At 67.6% G+C, this 16,053-nt stretch carries 18 protein-coding genes; 7 read left to right on the top strand and 11 right to left on the bottom strand.

What is annotated here, in order from left to right:
* Position 1: 1 nt before the first annotated feature.
* From ACQI46_RS04900 to ACQI46_RS04915, 4 genes are read right to left on the bottom strand one after another with little or no spacing between them, the layout of a single operon-like run.
* Positions 2 to 754, bottom strand: coding sequence for an alpha/beta hydrolase family protein (locus ACQI46_RS04900; protein WP_427092851.1), 753 nt, complete (start codon positions 752 to 754; stop codon positions 2 to 4).
* Positions 754 to 2,289, bottom strand: coding sequence for a class I adenylate-forming enzyme family protein (locus ACQI46_RS04905; RefSeq protein ID WP_427092852.1), 1,536 nt, complete (start codon positions 2,287 to 2,289; stop codon positions 754 to 756). Before ACQI46_RS04905 ends, ACQI46_RS04900 begins: the two co-directional genes overlap by 1 nt.
* A complete protein-coding gene (locus ACQI46_RS04910; RefSeq protein WP_427092853.1) occupies positions 2,271 to 2,855 on the bottom strand; it encodes a class I SAM-dependent methyltransferase in 585 nt (194 codons plus the stop codon). Before ACQI46_RS04910 ends, ACQI46_RS04905 begins: the two co-directional genes overlap by 19 nt.
* Positions 2,852 to 3,199 (bottom strand): DUF3253 domain-containing protein, encoded by a 348-nt coding sequence (locus ACQI46_RS04915; protein WP_427092854.1) that lies wholly within the window; start codon positions 3,197 to 3,199, stop codon positions 2,852 to 2,854. The genes ACQI46_RS04910 and ACQI46_RS04915 overlap by 4 nt, the downstream gene beginning before the upstream one ends.
* Positions 3,200 to 3,352: 153 nt before the next feature.
* Here ACQI46_RS04915 and ACQI46_RS04920 point away from each other — a divergent pair, with 153 nt between their 5' ends.
* Complete coding sequence (locus tag ACQI46_RS04920; protein ID WP_427092855.1) at positions 3,353 to 3,772, top strand: hypothetical protein; 420 nt, start codon at positions 3,353 to 3,355, stop codon at positions 3,770 to 3,772.
* Between the two features lie 64 nt (positions 3,773 to 3,836).
* On the opposite strand, the gene ACQI46_RS04925 is transcribed toward ACQI46_RS04920, so the two are convergent.
* Positions 3,837 to 4,805, bottom strand: coding sequence for an alpha/beta hydrolase (locus tag ACQI46_RS04925; protein WP_427092856.1), 969 nt, complete (start codon positions 4,803 to 4,805; stop codon positions 3,837 to 3,839).
* A gap of 110 nt (positions 4,806 to 4,915) precedes the next feature.
* Here ACQI46_RS04925 and ACQI46_RS04930 point away from each other — a divergent pair, with 110 nt between their 5' ends.
* The 3 genes from ACQI46_RS04930 to ACQI46_RS04940 are packed head-to-tail and all read left to right on the top strand — an operon-like array spanning position 4,916 to position 7,400.
* Complete coding sequence (locus ACQI46_RS04930; RefSeq protein ID WP_427092857.1) at positions 4,916 to 6,304, top strand: NAD(P)/FAD-dependent oxidoreductase; 1,389 nt, start codon at positions 4,916 to 4,918, stop codon at positions 6,302 to 6,304.
* Positions 6,301 to 6,552, top strand: coding sequence for a hypothetical protein (locus tag ACQI46_RS04935; RefSeq protein ID WP_427092858.1), 252 nt, complete (start codon positions 6,301 to 6,303; stop codon positions 6,550 to 6,552). Before ACQI46_RS04930 ends, ACQI46_RS04935 begins: the two co-directional genes overlap by 4 nt.
* Before the next feature lie 35 nt (positions 6,553 to 6,587).
* The gene (locus ACQI46_RS04940) at positions 6,588 to 7,400 is read left to right on the top strand and encodes a thioesterase family protein (RefSeq protein ID WP_427092859.1); all 813 of its coding nucleotides are present in this window, start codon (positions 6,588 to 6,590) and stop codon (positions 7,398 to 7,400) included.
* On the opposite strand, the gene ACQI46_RS04945 is transcribed toward ACQI46_RS04940, so the two are convergent.
* Together ACQI46_RS04945 and ACQI46_RS04950 are read right to left on the bottom strand one after the other, a co-directional pair.
* A complete protein-coding gene (locus ACQI46_RS04945) occupies positions 7,397 to 7,765 on the bottom strand; it encodes an RNA-binding S4 domain-containing protein (protein WP_427092860.1) in 369 nt (122 codons plus the stop codon). The genes ACQI46_RS04940 and ACQI46_RS04945 overlap by 4 nt on opposite strands.
* Complete coding sequence (locus ACQI46_RS04950; RefSeq protein WP_427092861.1) at positions 7,762 to 8,283, bottom strand: TetR/AcrR family transcriptional regulator; 522 nt, start codon at positions 8,281 to 8,283, stop codon at positions 7,762 to 7,764. Before ACQI46_RS04950 ends, ACQI46_RS04945 begins: the two co-directional genes overlap by 4 nt.
* A 213-nt stretch (positions 8,284 to 8,496) precedes the next feature.
* On the opposite strand from ACQI46_RS04950, the gene ACQI46_RS04955 reads away from it, so the two are divergent.
* The 3 genes from ACQI46_RS04955 to ACQI46_RS04965 all read left to right on the top strand — a co-directional run bounded on the left by ACQI46_RS04955 (position 8,497) and on the right by ACQI46_RS04965 (position 11,482).
* Positions 8,497 to 10,953, top strand: a complete 2,457-nt coding sequence (locus ACQI46_RS04955; protein ID WP_427092862.1) for a SpoIIE family protein phosphatase — start codon at positions 8,497 to 8,499, stop codon at positions 10,951 to 10,953.
* A complete protein-coding gene (locus ACQI46_RS04960) occupies positions 10,953 to 11,261 on the top strand; it encodes an STAS domain-containing protein (RefSeq protein WP_427092863.1) in 309 nt (102 codons plus the stop codon). Before ACQI46_RS04955 ends, ACQI46_RS04960 begins: the two co-directional genes overlap by 1 nt.
* Positions 11,262 to 11,329: 68 nt before the next feature.
* Complete coding sequence (locus ACQI46_RS04965) at positions 11,330 to 11,482, top strand: hypothetical protein (RefSeq protein WP_427092864.1); 153 nt, start codon at positions 11,330 to 11,332, stop codon at positions 11,480 to 11,482.
* An 84-nt stretch (positions 11,483 to 11,566) separates the two neighbouring features.
* Here the strand turns inward: ACQI46_RS04965 and ACQI46_RS04970 are convergent, their stop codons facing one another.
* The 4 genes from ACQI46_RS04970 to ACQI46_RS04985 are packed head-to-tail and all read right to left on the bottom strand — an operon-like array spanning position 11,567 to position 15,983.
* Positions 11,567 to 12,268, bottom strand: a complete 702-nt coding sequence (locus ACQI46_RS04970; RefSeq protein ID WP_427092865.1) for a cache domain-containing protein — start codon at positions 12,266 to 12,268, stop codon at positions 11,567 to 11,569.
* On the bottom strand, positions 12,265 to 13,053 hold the full coding sequence (locus ACQI46_RS04975) for a FadR/GntR family transcriptional regulator (RefSeq protein WP_427092866.1): 789 nt from the start codon (positions 13,051 to 13,053) through the stop codon (positions 12,265 to 12,267). The genes ACQI46_RS04970 and ACQI46_RS04975 overlap by 4 nt, the downstream gene beginning before the upstream one ends.
* A 47-nt stretch (positions 13,054 to 13,100) precedes the next feature.
* Positions 13,101 to 14,438: a 4-aminobutyrate--2-oxoglutarate transaminase gene (gene gabT, locus ACQI46_RS04980; protein WP_427092867.1), complete on the bottom strand. Its 1,338-nt coding sequence runs from the start codon at positions 14,436 to 14,438 to the stop codon at positions 13,101 to 13,103.
* A gap of 42 nt (positions 14,439 to 14,480) precedes the next feature.
* Positions 14,481 to 15,983, bottom strand: a complete 1,503-nt coding sequence (locus tag ACQI46_RS04985) for an APC family permease (protein WP_427092868.1) — start codon at positions 15,981 to 15,983, stop codon at positions 14,481 to 14,483.
* Positions 15,984 to 16,053 lie beyond the last annotated feature (70 nt).

A 16,053-nucleotide genomic window follows, 5' to 3' on the forward strand; every position in this document is an offset into this window, starting at 1 on the left:
GCTACAGGTAGGGGTCGGCCCAGGCGCTGATGATCCGCGCCGCACGGGCCGCCTGGTCCTTGCCGGTGAGCAGGTGGTCCGCACCCTCGAGCGACACGAAGCTGCGGGGGTGGCGGGCGGCTTGGAAGATCTTGCTCGCGTTGTCGATACCCACGGTGTTGTCGGTGGGGGAATGCATGATCATCAGTGCGCGGCCCAACGTGGCGATGTGTTCCTTGAGGTCGACGGCCCGGACGTCTTCGACGAAATGACGTTTGAGCGTCAGCGCTTTCCCGCCGATGAGCAGCGGTGCTTCACCGTCTTCCTCGATGCGGTCGACCAGCGCGTCGTAGATGCGTTCCACGTGCGCCGGTTCGCACGGCGCGGCGATGCTGGCGACCGCAGCCACCGTCGGGCAGTCGTGGGCGGCCGCGATCGCCGCGGCGCCGCCGAACGAGTGGCCGACCAGCAGCCGCACCTCGCGGCCGGACTCGTTCATGAACTGCACGGCGCGCGCGGTGTCGGCGACCTTGTGCGAGAACGACCCGTCCGCCCAGTCGCCTTCGGAATCGCCGAGGCCCAGATTGTCGAACCGCAGCATGCCGATGCCTTCCGCGGCGAGCTGCTTGCTGATGCGGCTGGCGGCGGGGGAGTCCTTGCCCAGGGTGAAGCCGTGCGAGAAGACACCCCAGCCGCGCACCGGACCGTCGGGCATCTCGACCACGCCCGCCAGCATCGGGCCGGAGCTACAGGGAAACGAGATGCGTTCGGTCATCAGGCCATCCTGTCTTGTACCCATGCGCGCAACGCCTTTCGGTCCAGCTTGCCACTGGCCAGCGTCGGGATCTGGTCGCTGGTGGCGGTGACCCATCGGGTCGGCACCTTGTAGGAGGACAGCAGCGCGGTGGTGCGTCGCTGCATCGACGCGGTGTCCACCTCGCCGCCGGCCGCGACCACGACCGCGCACACCTCTTCGCCCCGCTGAGGGTGATCGATCCCGATCACGACGCACTGCGCGACGTCGTCGAATCCTTCGATCACGGCCTCGACTTCCAGCGGTGAGACGTTGGCGCCCGAGGTTTTGATCAGGTCTGTGCTGCGGCCGACGTAGAACAGCCGCGGGTCGCCGGGCTTACGGTAGACGCGGTCCCCGGTGTGGTACCAGCCGTCGGCGTCGAAGGTGTCGGCGCGTTCACGTTTGTTGTAGCCGGCCATCACCCCGATGCCGCGCACCCACAGTTCGCCGACGGTCCCGTCATCGACAGGCGTTCCGTTCTCGTCGACGATCGCGATGTCGGTATAGGCGAAGCCGCCTGCCGTCTCCGACATCGTGCGGTGCGCCGGGAAGCCGTCGGGCACATTGGTCATCGCGATGTCGAGGGGGCCGTCGCGCAGCATCGGCGCCGAGGACAGGTCACGCTCGGCGAAGTTTGGGTGTTCGCGCAACCGCTGGGTGAAGGCCGGCCATCCCACCACGCCCGTCGCACGCTGGTCCTCGATGAGGTCAAGTGCCACAGCAGGATCCAGCCGGGGCAGCACCAGGAGGGTGACCGCTTCGTGCAGCGCCCCGGTGACCGCCAGGACGCCGCCGATCCAGAAGAACGGCATCGCGCACAGAATCACCGGCTCAGCAGCCGATCGGGTGACCGCGCGGATCGCGTCGGGCCACGTGGAGGTCTGACGGGCCAGCGTGCCGTGGGTGTGCAGCACGCCCTTGGGATCTGCTGTCGAACCCGAGGTGTGCACCATGATCGCCAGATCTGCTGCGGTGACTTCGGTTTCGGCGCGGGCCAGCAGGTTCTCGCCGACGGGGTCGTCCCGGCTCGGGTCGTCGGCCCACCGCGGCCGCTCGGTGCCGGCGATCAGAACAGCGCGCAAATACGGTGCGCCCGGGAGCATCACCCGGCTGGGGCGCTGGTCGGCCAGTTCGGGCCAGGCCTGTTCGAACAGTGCGGCGACGTCGATGTTCAGGACACGCTCGGGCGCCACCAGCACGGCGATGTCGGCCAACCGGACCACCTTGGCCAGTTCGGCGGCGGGGTAGAGCGTGCTCAGCGGCACGGCGATCGCACCGATCCGCGACACTGCCAGCCACCAGGTCACCCAGGCGGTGCCGTTGGGAAAGAACAGTCCTACCCGCGTGCCCTTGCCGACGCCTCGGGCAAGCAGGCGGCGCGCGTACTCAGCGGAGCGCTGCTCGGCCTGCGTGTAGGTCAGTCGGTCGTCGGGGTCGACGACGTAGGTGTGCTCGGGATGGTCCTCGACGGCGCGCGCCAGCAGCGCACCGACGGTCAGCGGGGTGTCGGCCACGCGCTGATCTTCGCAAGTGGCGGCTTGCGAGCGAGCACCCAGGCCAACCCGTCGCCTTCGCCGGCGGCCAGTTCCTCGAGCTCCCCGAACGCCCGGGCGAGTTCGCCGCGGGCGACGCGGAAGCGGCCCGGTTCCGCCCCGACTTCACTGAGCGCACTGATGGCCAGCAGTCCGGCCGGCGCCAGACGCGCGATGAGTGCGTCGTCGAGGCGAGCGTCGCGGTACCGGGAACAGATGATCACGTCGGCGGGCGGACCGGCCGGCAGGCCGCCGTCCAGATCGAGGACCTCGAAGTGGCAGCGCTCGGCGCAGCCGGTGCGCACGGCCCATTCCCGCGCCTGGGAGACCGCCACCCCGGACACGTCGTAGCCGGACACATTCAGCCCGCGCAGCGCCAGCCACACCGCGGCACCGCCGCGACCGCAGGCGAGGTCCAGTGCCGATCCGGCGGTCGGGAAGATGTCGGCGAAATCCCGGAACGGCGTGGGCAAAGCCACCTCGTCGTGGTGGGCGCAGCCCCGTTGGGTATACCGCTGATCCCAGCGCTGCCGGTCTGCCTCGGTCACGGATCGGTCCTCGTCGTCCTGATCCGGACGGGCCCGCGCCACTGCGCGTCGGGATCGAGCACCCGGCCCCGCTGGGTGATCTGCACGTCGCCTCGGCGCGCCATCTCCGCGGCGACTTCGCGCGCACAGTCCATGAGGTCGCGCCACTGTTCGCCACCTACCGCGCGGGCCGCGTCGGACGGGCAGGTGCTGCTGCGCGGACCGCGATGCTCGGCGAAGGCCCGCAGGCCGGCTTCCAGGCGTCGGCGGATTGCACCGCTCCCCAGCGCGATGCGCGCCGCCTCCGCTGCGGGGCCGCCGTCGTCGAGCGCCCTTTGCAACTCGGCGCGTAGTCGGTCACCCATGTGTGTAGTGAACGCCATCCGGGGGTGTGGGCTGGGCCACATCGGACAGTTTCAACCTGTACCACGGGTTTATGTCGCCGTAGAGCAGGTTAGTAGTCAGCCGTACTCACTCAATACGGGTCCGGACGGACCCGGGATAAGGAGTTGTGACCGATGAAGTTCACCCGGATTCTTGCCAGCGCCGCTGTTGTCGGTGGCATGGCCGCCGGCGCGGTGGGTGTCGCCGCTTCTGCGGGCGCCCAACCGCAGCCGGCGCCGCCGGCACCGGGCCAGCCGGGCCACACCGTCCCGGCCCAGCCGAGCCCCGCCGCCGCGGGCCAGCCCGCCCACACCGTCCCGGCTCAGCCCGGCCACGGCCAACCGGCTCAGCCCAGCCACACCGTGCCGGCTCAGCCCGCGAACTGGCAGCCGCCGGCGGTGCCGCCGGCCGGCCCGAACACCGGTCAGCCGCCGGCGTGGGCTCCGCCGAAGCCGGTCGACCCGGTGTGGGCCGCGGGTAACCCGCAGGTCTGGGACGAGGGCTGGAATCACTGGGGTGTCTGGCTGAACGGCGTGTTCGTCCCGACATTCTGATCGTCACCACGGAACGGCCGCCGCGGGCATGAGCCTGCGGCGGCCGTTGCCGTTCCAGGAAAGGTCACACGCCCAGCGTGCGCTGGATGTCGCCCTTCATCGCGTTGAGCTGCGAGGCCCAGTAGCCCCATCCGTGGGTGCCGTTGGCCGGGAAGTTGAACACGCCGTTGCTTCCGCCCGCAGCCTGATACTGCCGCTGGAACTCGCGGTTGCTGTTCAGCGTGATGGCTTCCAGCAGCTGCCCGGGGAAGTCACCACCGCCGCCGAGTTCTCCCGGCCGCCCGGTGCCGCAGTACACCCAGATCCGCGTCCCGGCCGCGACCAGCTTTCCGACGTTGACCGTCGGGTCGTTGCGCTTCCAGGCCGGACCCCCGCCCGGACCCCACATCGTGCTGGCACTGAAGCCGCCGGCGTCACGCATCGCGATACCGACCAGAGCCGGCCAGATGCCGTCAGACAGGTTCAGGTACCCCGACAGCGATGCGGCGTAGCTGAACTGACCCGGGTAGTAGGCGGCCAGGATCAGCGCTGCGCTTCCCGACATCGACAGGCCGACCACGGCGTTGCCCGTCTGGGAGATGCCCTTGTTGGCCGCCAGGTAGGCCGGCAGTTCTGAGGTCAGAAACGTTTCCCACTGATAGTTGTAGGTTTGTCCGTTGCCGACCGCAGGCCCTTGCCAGTTGGTGTAGAAGCTCGACATGCCGCCGACCGGCATGACGACCGACAGCCCGGATTCGAAGTAGTTCTCGAACGCGGCGGTCTCGATGTCCCAGCCGCTGTTGTCGTCCCGGGCGCGCAGCCCGTCGAGCAGATAGACGGCCTTGGGTCCGCCGCCCTGGAATTTCACCGGGATGTCCCTGCCCATCGCCGCCGAGGGGACCATCAGGGTCTCCACCGGCAGACCGGGACGGGAGTAGGCGCCCGCGGTGGCCGATCCGCCGGCGACGGTCACCAGACCGGGGACGAGCAGCGCCGCCGCCAGCCCGGCCAGCATCCGTCGCCGAAGCGATCGAGATAACCATGTTCGTGTCATCGTTTCTCCTCTTCCGGCACGCCCGCCTGGCCGCGCTCCGTTGGGGGATTGTGAGGGTTAGTTCGTCATGTGACGATTCGGCGTTACTTCCCGTGGTTAGCCTGCGAGGCATGGAACGGACACGAGTGCTCATCATCGGTGGCGGGTTCGGCGGTCTCTTCTGCGCGCGGCGCCTGAAAAATGCGGACGTCGACGTCACGCTGCTCGACCGCGCAGCCGGTCATCTGTTCCAGCCGCTGTTGTACCAGTGCGCGACCGGCACATTGAGCATTGGTCACATCAGTCGGCCGCTTCGGGAGCAGTTCGCCGGCCAGGCCAACGTCAGGACGCTGCTCGGCGAAGCCATCGACCTCGACCCGACCGCCCGCCGGTTGACTGCACTGCGGCCCGACGAATCCACCTTCACCGTCGACTACGACGTGCTGGTGATCGCCGTGGGCATGCAGCAGTCCTATATGGGCAACGAGCACTTCGCGCGGTGGGCGCCCGGGATGAAGACGCTCGACGACGCCTTGAGCATCCGTCAGCGCCTGTTCACGGCCTTCGAGATCGCGGAGAGCCTTCCGCCCGGGCCGGAACGGGACAGCTGGCTGACGTTCGCCGTCGCCGGCGGCGGACCCACCGGGGTGGAACTGGCCGGGCAGATCAGGGAGATGGCGACCCGCACGCTGGCCAACGAGTTCCACAGCATTCAGCCGCGGGAGGCCCGGGTGCTGCTCTTCGACGGGGGCACGCGGGTGCTCAAGAGTTTCGCGCCCGACCTGTCGGACAAGGCCTGCGCGGCGCTGACCGACCTCGGCGTGCAGTTGCGGCTGGGCGTCCGCGTCACCGATGTGCGGCAGGACGGGGTGACGGTGACGCCCAAGGCCGGCGGTCCGAGCGAGGACTACGCCACCCGAACGGTGCTGTGGACCGCCGGTGTGGAAGCCGTTCCGTTCGCCCGCCGCATCGCCACGATTCTCGGCGCCGAGTCCGACCGAGCCGGCCGGATCGCAGTCGAGCCCGACCTGTCAGTGCCCGGCTTTCCGGAGATCTTCGTCGTCGGGGACCTGGTGGGTCGCGACAATCTGCCCGGGGTGGCCGAGAACGCCATGCAGGGCGGCATGCACGTCGCGGCCTGCATCCGCCGCGATCTCGTCGGCCGACGCCGCAAGTCCTACCGTTACCGGGACCTCGGTTCCGCGGCGTACATCAGTCGACGCAAGGCGCTGCTGCAGGTGGGACCGATCAAAGTGGCCGGATTCCTGGGCTGGCTGGCGTGGGGCTTCATCCACATCGCGTTCCTGACCGGACTCAGCAACCGCGTCGCGACGGTGGCTACGTGGTTGGCGACCATCGCCAGATCCAACCGCTATCACCGCGCCTTCATGCTCGGAAGCGCGGTCGCGCACGAGGAGCGGTACACCTGGTCGAGCTGGGACCAACCCGTCGCCGACGGCGAGGAAACTCCGCATCCGGTGAGTGTGAGACCGCCCGGACCGGGCATAACCAAGGCATGACGATTTCCACCGATGATCTTCGCAGGCTGCTGGACGCCGGACCGGACGCGACGCTGGTCCTGATCGAGGGACGCACGAAGATTCTCACGGCGGGCGACTCCGACAGCGACGAGAACCGCGGCGCGCTGGAGGTCATCTCCCGAGCGGCGCTTCTCGAGCGCACCGGGGGATCGACGAATCTCAGTGAGTCCGAACTGACCGCCCAGGCGACGGCACTCGACACCGCGGTCACCGAACTCGGCGGGTAAGGCTTTACCGTAAGGGCTTCAGTATGCTGTCGCGCATGACAGCCCGCCGCCCGACCCCGTTCCTGGTGCCGCATGAAGACGGTTTCATGCCCAACACCGTCGCCCACGGCGGATGGGGCCCGACGCTCGGCGGGCAGGTCGTCGGCGGACTGCTGGCCCGGTCGGTGGAGCAGGAGATCGACGACCCCGACCTGCATCCGGCGCGCTTCACCGTCGAGATCCTGCGCCGTGTCGCCACCGCGCCGGTGCGCGTCTGCGCGGAGGTCACCCGCTCCGGTCGGCGCATGCGCTCGATCGACGCCACGATGACCCAGGACGGTGAACTCGTCGCGCGCGCTTCGACGCTGTGCCTGCGCCGCGGGGAACAGCCTGGCGGGCAGTTCTTCACCACACCGGTCGAAATGCCGCCGCTGCCCGAGGAACCCGCAGAGTTCGACGACTCCACCCCGATGTTCATCACCGCTCACGGTGGCGAACCGGCCGAACCAGGCGGCTTTCCGTGGCAGCACGACGGTCCACGCCACGCGTGGTTGCGCGAGATCCGCGACCTCGTCGACGGCGAGCCGCTGACGCCGTTCGTGCGGGCGGCGATGGCCGTTGACGTGACGAGTTCGTTGACCAACTTCGGGACGGCCGGTCTGTCGTTCATCAATGCCGACTACACCCTGGCGCTGAGCCGGCTGCCGCGCGGCCCCTACATCGGACTGGCCGCGCTCACGCATTACAGCTCCGACGGGATCGCCACCGGAAGCGCCACCCTGTTCGACGCCGACGGTCCCATCGGCACGGGCCTGTCCGCGGCGATCGCCAACTTCCACTTCAACCCGAACGGCAGCGCCCGCAGCTAACGGCCCGAGCCCAGCCACCTGTCGAGGGCGCGGCGGTCACGCTTGGTCGGACGCCCGGCCCCGCGATCGCGGATCGCGACCGGAGGTGCTGCAATCCGCGGCTCAGGCGGTGTGCGGTCGCGGTAGCAGCTCACCGCGACCGAAGCTGCGACGCGCTTGGGGATCGGTTGCAGGACCTCCACGATGCGGGTGCGATCCCCGATCCGCGCGCGCACCTCGTCACCGGCGACCACCGTCGTCGACGGCTTCGCGACGCGACCGTTGACGCGGACGTGACCTCCCCGGCACGCCTCGGCGGCGTCGGGGCGCGTCTTGGTCAGCCGCACCGCCCACAGCCATCGATCCACGCGCGTCGACTCGGTCACGACATCCGGGAGGAGAGAATCTTCAGGGCCCGGTCCAGGGACTGGTCGGGCAGGGGCGTCCCGTGCGATGCCGCCATCAACACCCCGGCGATGGCCCCGGCCATCACCCGGAGTTCGAAGTCGTCGACGGCGTCGTCGGACCGTGTTTGGAGGACGTCGGCGATCGAGTCGATGAGTTGGACGTACCCGGTGTAGAGCACGCCGCGCGCTTCGGGGATCTCGTACATCAACCGCTCGCCGGCAAGCACGTCGTCACGCTCCTCGGGCGTCAGGCCGCCGTACACCTGACGAACCGCGTGCCGGTAGGCGTCGATGTAGTCCAACTGTTCGGGAGCCTGCGCGAACGCCGTGACGATCGGTTCAACCATGTCTTCGGTGACCAGGACGGCTTCTTTACTACCGAAATAGCGGTAGAAGGTTCGGGGCGACACGTTGGCAGCGGCAGCTATCTGTTCGATGGTCGTCTCCGCATAGCCCTGCTCGGCGAACAACCGAAAGGCTTCACGGCGGATAGCCATCCGCGTCTGTTGTTTCTTTCGCTCTCGCAGCCCTGGTGGCACGTCGCGGTCCGGCACCACTCCAGTCTTCCCTATGCTGCGCAGCTACCGGGAGGTTGCTCCCTGCATGATGACGCGAACTGCCAAATCAGTGGCACGGCGTCGCCTCAGACAAATCCGCCCCGCCCACGACGGACGCCGATCGCGGCGATCCGTAGGTCTAGGGTTGGAGGGATGGACAACCGCCCGGGTGACCTGCAGCAAAAGTTCGACGAGCTGGTCACCGCTCGGGATCACATGGAACAGCTCGTTCAGGCCATCATCGCCATCGGCTCCGATCTGGATTTCGATGTGACGTTGGATCGCGTCGTCCACGCTGCGCAGGAACTCAGCGGTGCCCGGTACGCCACGTTGGCGGTGCGCGGGCCGGGCGGCGAATTCGTCTCCTTCGTCGGCGCCGGCGTCGACGACGACGCCGCCGCACGACAGCTCGCCCAGGGTCGAGCGGGAGCCGATCGAGCCGTTCTCAGCGTCCCCATCGTCGTGCGAGGCGCCGACTTCGGCACGCTGTACCTCGTCGAGGATCGGCCGGGCCGGGAGTTCACCGACGCGCAGGAGGGCGCTGTGCGGGCCCTGGCGACCGCAGCGGCAGCAGCCATCGACAACGCGCGGCTGTTCGAGCAGGAACGTGAGTCGGCGAAGTGGACGCGAGCCAGCCGCGAGATCACCACCGCGTTGCTGTCCGGGGACCCTCAGTTGGGTCCCCTCCAGTTGATCGTGAACCTGGCACTGGAGCTGTCCGACGCCGAGCAGGCGATTCTGTTGGTGCCCAAAGAGGCCGAGCTTCCCGGCGAGGACGTCACCTCGTTGGTGGTGGCCGCCACCGCCGGCCGGTACACCGCGGAAGTCATCGGCAGTCAGGTTCCGATCGACGGCTCCACCAGCGGAGGTGTGGCCCGGCGGGGCCTGCCGCTGATCACCGATTCGTTCCAGTACCCGATCGAAGGGTTCACCGACGTGGGGGAGCGGTCGGCGATCGTGATGCCCCTGATGGCCGACGACCGGGTGCTCGGCGTCATCGCGGTCGCCCGACGGATCCACCAACCCCGTTTCGACGAGGCCTACCTCGAGCTGGTCAGCGACTTCGCCCGGCACGCCGCCATCGCGCTGGCGTTGGCCGAGGGCCGCGAGCACGCACTGAACCAGGAACTGGCACAAGCGAATTCAGTTGGCGAAGCCGTACACGCCGCAGCAGAGGAACTCCGTCGACTATGGCGGGCGCGCCGCGTCCTGGCGGTCACGTTCCCGATGCCCGCCGCCTCCGTGCGCACCGCCCCGCAGGTGGTGTCGGTCGGTGAGGACACCGAGTGGGACGCGGTGCCGGCGCGGGAGCGTGACATCCTCCTGACGCTGCGCGACGGTGAGCTACTCACACCCCACGCCGCGAGTCCGGGCGCTGCGGGAATCTCGGTACAGCATCCCGAGGGGGTGCTCGTCGTCTGGATCGATCTGGCCGAACAGCGGCCCTTCACACTCGAGGACCAGACACTGCTGACCGTGCTGGCCGGTCGGCTCAGTCAAGGCCTTCAGCGGGTGTACCAGGTGGATCAGCAGCGGGAGACCGCACTGGCTCTGCAGCACGCGATCCTGGGGCCCGCCGATCTTCCGCAGGGATTCGCCGTCCGCTATCAAGCAGCGAGCAAGCCACTGCAGGTCGGCGGGGACTGGTACGACGTCGTGGATCTCGAGGACGGACGGATCGCGCTGGTCGTCGGTGACTGCGTCGGGCACGGCCTGGCGGCGGCGACGGTGATGGGGCAGGTGCGCAGCGCCTGCCGCGCGCTGCTGTTCGCCAATCCGAGTCCGGGGGCGGCGCTCGTGGGTCTGGACCGGTTCGCCGCGCGTCTGCCCGGGGCGCCGTGCACGACCGCGGTCTGCGCGGTGCTGGACACCGAGACCGGAGAGATGGTGTATTCCAGCGCCGGTCACCCGCCGCCCATCCTGGTGCACGCGGACGGGAGCATCGAGGCGCTCGACGGAGGCCACACCATCGCGTTGGGGATACGGGTCGACCGCCCGCGTCCGGAGGCGCGGGTCACCATTCCGCCACGCGCCACCGTGGTGCTCTACACCGACGGACTGGTGGAACGGCGGCAGGTCGCGCTCGAGCAGGGCATCTCACGGGCCGCTGGTTACGTCCAGGACAGGCGCAACTCGCAGCTGGACGACCTGGCCGATCAGACGATGGCGGATCTCGCACCCGAGGGCGGGTATCAAGACGACGTGGTGTTGCTGCTCTATCGCCAACCCGTCCCGCTGGAGCTGGAGTTCCTTGCCGATGCCGGCAATCTGGCGCCGACACGCGCCGCGCTGCGCGGTTGGCTCAGCAGGGCCGGATTGGCTCCAGACCGTGCGACCGACGTCCTGGTTGCGGCCGGAGAAGCCGTCGCCAACGCGATCGAGCACGGTCACCGGCACACCCCGGAAGGCACCGTCAGGCTGCGGGCGACCGCCTCGGCGGAACGTCTGCATCTGACAATCGTCGACACCGGATCGTGGAAGCAGCCGCGCACCGATCCGGAGTTGAACCGCGGCAGAGGAATCGATCTCATGAGGAAGCTGATGCACGAGGTCACCATCGAACACGACACGGCAGGAACGAGAGTCGAATTGTCCGCGAGGCTCAACTGATGTCCGCGTCGCTGACCGTCGACACCACCCGGGAAGACACCGGCGATCTCATCGTGGTCGCTTCCGGCGAAGTGGATCTGAGCAACATCGAGGCGTTTCGGCGCACACTGACCGCTGCGGCGGACAACAATGCGGGATCACTGACCATCGATCTGAGCCAGGTGGAGTACGTCGACAGTGCCGGCATCAACGTGTTGTTCACGTTGTCCGAGCGCATCAGCAAGGTCATCGCCAATCCGGTGCTGATGACCACGTTCGCCGTCAGCGGCTTGGCCGAACTGGTTCCCGTCGAACGCGCCGAGCTCTGACCGACCCGCCCGCGAACCGATCGCTACCGCTATTGTGCGAAGGTCATCCGCATCGAGAGAGGGCACTCGTGGAGCCTGAGCAGCAACCAACCGTCGGTCAGAAGGTCAAAATGGGTCTGCAGGCGGCGAGCGCCTTCGCCAAGAACCCGAAAGCTCTGGTGGCGCTCGTCAAATATCAACTCGCACAACGTAAGCAGCAGCCGGGAACGCCGGAAGCCTGACGCACGCGTCAAACGCGCTTGAGCGCGAGCACCGGAATGGTGCTATGCGTGCGATCGATGTGCCATGCGGGCTTTGCATGGTCCTCAGACGCGGTGTACGCGCCAGTTGACCCCGGGTCCGCCGATGTGGGTGTCGCGATTTCCGGCGGCACGCATTCGCTCGCCGGGGAAGTAGTCGGGCGAGCTCGAAATCACCACGCGATCAGCGGAATTGACGACGACGACCTCGCTGTCTAGAGCTGACAGCTCACCGATAACCAGACTCTCGAAGTTGGCGACGGTGATGTCGGCGCCCGACACACCGATGAATGTGTCGTTGACCTTCGCCGGGACGGCGAAGGTCAACACATAGAGGTCCGAACCCGACAGATCGACGTAAGGTCCTCGGACGCTGTCGAGCCCGCGTGCGGCGCCGACGAACCAGGACATGCCGGTGTAATCGTACGGTTCTTCGCCGAAACCGATGTTCACATCGAGGAATTCGTATCCGCCGGCAACGCTGGGCCGCCACCATTCCTGGTAGCGCTCTGCGTCGCGCAGCGCGCTCGGATCCACGACCAAACCGGTCCCGTCGAAGTACCGGTGCGATTCCAGCCGCGCTTCGATGGGTGTTCTCAACGCCGCGAGGTCAACCGTCCGAACAGTCCCGGTGTCGTCGGCAATCCTGGACCACAAGCGGGCCGCGTCCTCGGCGCCGTCACGCAACACCGTAAAGATGCCTTCGACCACGGCGCCGACCTCCGCGGCGGCCTTCTTCAGATCGGTTTCCCAGGTCTCTTCGCTCACGGTGACCTCCGAGCATTGCGTTGCTTGTCGGCCGCCACTGCGCGCAATTGCAATTGGCGGATCCGTCGAGTGCCCGCCTGTGCGTGTGCGCGTGCCAGCCGCGCGGCCAGTTCGCTGTCTTCGGCCTCGATCGCGGCGACGATCTCAGCGTGGGCATCCTGCACCTTGCGCTGGTCGAGTTCGTCGTCGGGATTAGGCAGCCACAACACGTCGGCAGTCTCGCCGAGGATGCGGATCTCGCTACGGGTCAGACGCTCGGACTGCGAGGCCACCGCCAGAGCCAGATGGAACCGGCTGTCGGCCTGGTAGCGCGCCGCCGGCGTGGTGGCTGCGGGGAGCAGCTCCATCACCGCATGCAACCGCTCGACATCCTCCTCGGTGGCCCGTTCTGCGGCGACGAACGCGATGGCCGATTCGATCGCCATCTGTTCGTCGCCGAGGTCACGCCACTCGGCGGCGCTGAGCCGCCGCAGCCGGTTGTAGAGCACGTCCTTGGGCGTGCCGGCGCCAGCCCGAATGAATGAGCCGCCGTTGCGTCCGCGTCGGGTCTCGATGAGCCCTTGAGCCCGGAGATGGACCAGCGCCTCCCGCAGCGTTACGGTCGAAACACTCAGTTGGGCGGCCAGTTCCGCTTCCGACGGCAACTGCTCGCCGTCGACCAGCAGACCCAGGTGCACGGCCGAAGCGATGCGCTGCCCGACCTCTTCCACGCGCCCGCTGTCCGACAGCGGCGAGAACACCGTCTGTCGAGTCAACTGGTGCTGGGAATCAGCGTCGGCGGTCACGATCGTCTCGCGTATCGGATATGTGGTCGGTTTGGCGGTGTCCGATGCTACCCAGGGTTCACCGCGGCGAGCGCTTCCTCGAGCACGTCGAGTCCTTCGTCGACCAACTCGTCGGTGATCACCAGGGGAGGCAGCAGCCTGATCACACTGCCGTAGGTGCCGGCGGCCAGCGCCAGCACCCCGTGCTTGTGGCAGTGACCGGCGACCTGTGCGCAAGCTTCGGGGTTCGGCTCCGTCCCACCAGGACGGACGAACTCCAGCCCACGCATCGCGCCGCGCCCACGCACGTCGCCGACGATTTCGTACCGCTCGCGCATATCCTCGAGTCGGACGCCGATGCGTTGTCCGATCGCCCCAGACCGCGCCACGAGGTTCTGCGACTCCAGCGTCTCGATGGTGCCCAGTGCTGCCGCGCATGCGATCGGATTGCCGCTGTAGGTACCGCCGAGACCGCCTTTGCGCACCCCGTCGAGGATCTCGGCGCGTCCGGTGATCGCCGACAGCGGCAAGCCGCCGGCAATGCCCTTGGCGGTGATCACGATGTCAGGCACCACGCCGTCGTGTTCGATGGCGAACATCGTTCCGGCGCGACCGAATCCGCTCTGGATCTCGTCGGCGATGAACAGGGACCCGGCATCGCGAGCCCATTCGGCCAGCGCGGGCAGGAAACCCTCGGCGGGCACGATGAATCCGCCTTCGCCCTGGATGGGTTCGATCACGATCGCGGCGACGGCGTCACGGCCGACCTGCTTTTCGATGATGTCGATGGCGCGGGCGGCGGCAGCACCGCCGTCGAGCCCGTCACGGAACGGATACGACATCGGCGCGCGGTAGATCTCGTTGGCGAACGGTCCGAAGCCCTGCTTGTTGGGTACCGCCTTGGCCGTCATCGCCATGGTGAGGTTGGTTCGCCCGTGGAACGAATGGTCGAACACCACGATGGCGCTGCGACCGGTAGCCGCACGTGCCACCTTCACCGCATTCTCCACCGCTTCTGCCCCGGAATTGAAAAGGATGGAACGCTTTTCGTGAGTTCCGGGCGTCAAGCGGTTGAGGTGCTCGCACACTTCGACGTATCCCTCATAGGGGGCCAGCAGAAAACAGGTGTGGGTGAACTCGGCGACTTGCAGCTGTACCCGTTCGACGACTGCCGGTGCGGTGTTGCCGACGTTGAGGACGCCGATGCCGGAACCGAAGTCGATGAACGTGTTGCCGTCGACGTCCTCGAGCAGTGCGCCTTCGGCGCGCCGGATGTACACCGGCAGCGTGGAAGCAATGCTGTCGGCTACTGCTGCGGCGCGACGGCCGTGCAATTCACGTGAGCGTGGGCCGGGGAATTCGGTGACCATGCGTCGCGCGACGGGAGCGGACTGGATGGCGGTCATGGTGTCCTTTCGAAAGACTCAGGCGTGGTCCGGTGTCGCGGATCAGACTTTGGTGGGGTCGTCCGATGTGGGTATCGCGTCGCTGTACGGTGCGTCGCTGGCCTCGGCCCGCCCGCTGACCAGCATGTAGACGGTTCCGACGGCGATGACGCCGAGAAGCATCACCGAGACGATGTTGTTGTCCAGCCAAGACACGTCGGGAGTGCGTGGCCAGATCATGTTGGTGATCGCCGCAACACCCCAGATCAGGGCGGCCACGTTGACGACCATGCCCCAGCGGCCCAGAGTAAACGGTCCGGACGGACGCCACCCCTTCATCCGCGCGCGCAGAGCGGCCAGCACCACCATTTGGAACCCGAGGTAGATACCCGCTGTAGCGAACGAGACGATCTTGGCCAGTGTGTCAGTGGAGATGAAGGTGATCATCAGCACCATCGCCGGCACCAGACCCGACACCGTCAGCGCCAGCAGTGGTACCCGCCGACTCGGCGATATCTTCGAAAGCGCTGCGCTGGCACCGATCATCCCGTCGCGCGCATAGGAAAACAGCAGTCGACTAGCGGCCGCCTGCAGGCTCAGCGCGCCAGAGATGAAGGACAGCAGCACCACCACCAGTACGACCTTCGAGCCCACGTCGCCGAACGCCGAGGCCAGGACCGTGTTGATCGGATCGGTGTCCTCGCCGCGGATGACAGCGCCGAAGTCGGTGACGGCCAGGGTCAGCGCGACCGTGATGAAGATGGCTGCCGCACCGCCGACGTAGATGGTCATCCGCATCGTCTTGGGGATGCGACGGCTGGGATCGGCCACCTCTTCAGCCACGTCACCACAGGCCTCGAAACCGTAGTACTGGTAAACGCCGATCAACCCAGCCGCCAGAAACGCGTAGATGTAGGCGTCGGATCCGCCGGCGCCGAACGAGTCGAAGAAGACCGAGAAGTCGTGCTGGCGTGCGGTGATCAGCAGCCACAGACCCACGGCGAGTGCACCCAGCAACTCGGCGGAGAAGCCGATCCTGGCCACGATCGACAGCGCCTCGGTGCCGAGGAAGTTGATCACCGTCGAGATCGCCAGTAGGACCAGTCCTACGACGACCGTGGAAGTGGTGGTGTGCTCGATACCGAACAGCGCGCAGATGTACGGCGACGAGCCGTAGGCCAGCGCCGAGATGGTCGCGAACAGCGCCATCATGTAGATCCAGCCGGTCAGCCAGGCCCAGCGTCGCCCCCACAGTCGGCGTGCCCACGGGTAGATGCCGCCGGCCAGTGGGAACTGGGAGACGACCTCGCCGAAGACCAGCGCCACGAGCAACTGACCCAAACCCGCGATCACGAGTGCCCACATCATCGGCGGGCCGCCCGCCGCGAGCGAGAACGCGAACGTGACGTAGATGCCGACGACGGGGGACAGGTAAGTGAAGCCGAGCGCGAAGTTGGCCCAGGGGCCCATGTCGCGCTTGAACTCGTTCTTGAAGCCGAGTCGACGCAGGCGTTCGTCGTCGTCCGACACGGAGTCCTGTCCTGGTGGTTCGAGCGAGATTGCCATCCTAGATCTCCTGGGGGCGGGGTGATGGGGAGTAGTGGCGGGCTGCGCGAGAACGCTGCCGTAGCCGTTA

The sequence above is a fragment of the Mycobacterium sp. SMC-4 genome (assembly GCF_050205565.1).
GTDB lineage: Bacteria > Actinomycetota > Actinomycetes > Mycobacteriales > Mycobacteriaceae > Mycobacterium.

What these genes read in the sequence shown, in the direction of transcription:
- ACQI46_RS04900 (WP_427092851.1), bottom strand. Translation starts at nt 754, where the DNA reads ATGACCGAACGCATCTCGTTTCCCTGTAGCTCCGGCCCGATGCTGGCG.
- ACQI46_RS04915 (WP_427092854.1), bottom strand. Translation starts at nt 3,199, where the DNA reads ATGGGTGACCGACTACGCGCCGAGTTGCAAAGGGCGCTCGACGACGGC.
- ACQI46_RS04920 (WP_427092855.1), top strand. Translation starts at nt 3,353, where the DNA reads ATGAAGTTCACCCGGATTCTTGCCAGCGCCGCTGTTGTCGGTGGCATG.
- ACQI46_RS04925 (WP_427092856.1), bottom strand. Translation starts at nt 4,805, where the DNA reads ATGACACGAACATGGTTATCTCGATCGCTTCGGCGACGGATGCTGGCC.
- ACQI46_RS04930 (WP_427092857.1), top strand. Translation starts at nt 4,916, where the DNA reads ATGGAACGGACACGAGTGCTCATCATCGGTGGCGGGTTCGGCGGTCTC.
- ACQI46_RS04935 (WP_427092858.1), top strand. Translation starts at nt 6,301, where the DNA reads ATGACGATTTCCACCGATGATCTTCGCAGGCTGCTGGACGCCGGACCG.
- ACQI46_RS04940 (WP_427092859.1), top strand. Translation starts at nt 6,588, where the DNA reads ATGACAGCCCGCCGCCCGACCCCGTTCCTGGTGCCGCATGAAGACGGT.
- ACQI46_RS04950 (WP_427092861.1), bottom strand. Translation starts at nt 8,283, where the DNA reads ATGGCTATCCGCCGTGAAGCCTTTCGGTTGTTCGCCGAGCAGGGCTAT.
- ACQI46_RS04955 (WP_427092862.1), top strand. Translation starts at nt 8,497, where the DNA reads ATGGACAACCGCCCGGGTGACCTGCAGCAAAAGTTCGACGAGCTGGTC.
- ACQI46_RS04960 (WP_427092863.1), top strand. Translation starts at nt 10,953, where the DNA reads ATGTCCGCGTCGCTGACCGTCGACACCACCCGGGAAGACACCGGCGAT.
- gabT (WP_427092867.1), bottom strand. Translation starts at nt 14,438, where the DNA reads ATGACCGCCATCCAGTCCGCTCCCGTCGCGCGACGCATGGTCACCGAA.
- ACQI46_RS04985 (WP_427092868.1), bottom strand. Translation starts at nt 15,983, where the DNA reads ATGGCAATCTCGCTCGAACCACCAGGACAGGACTCCGTGTCGGACGAC.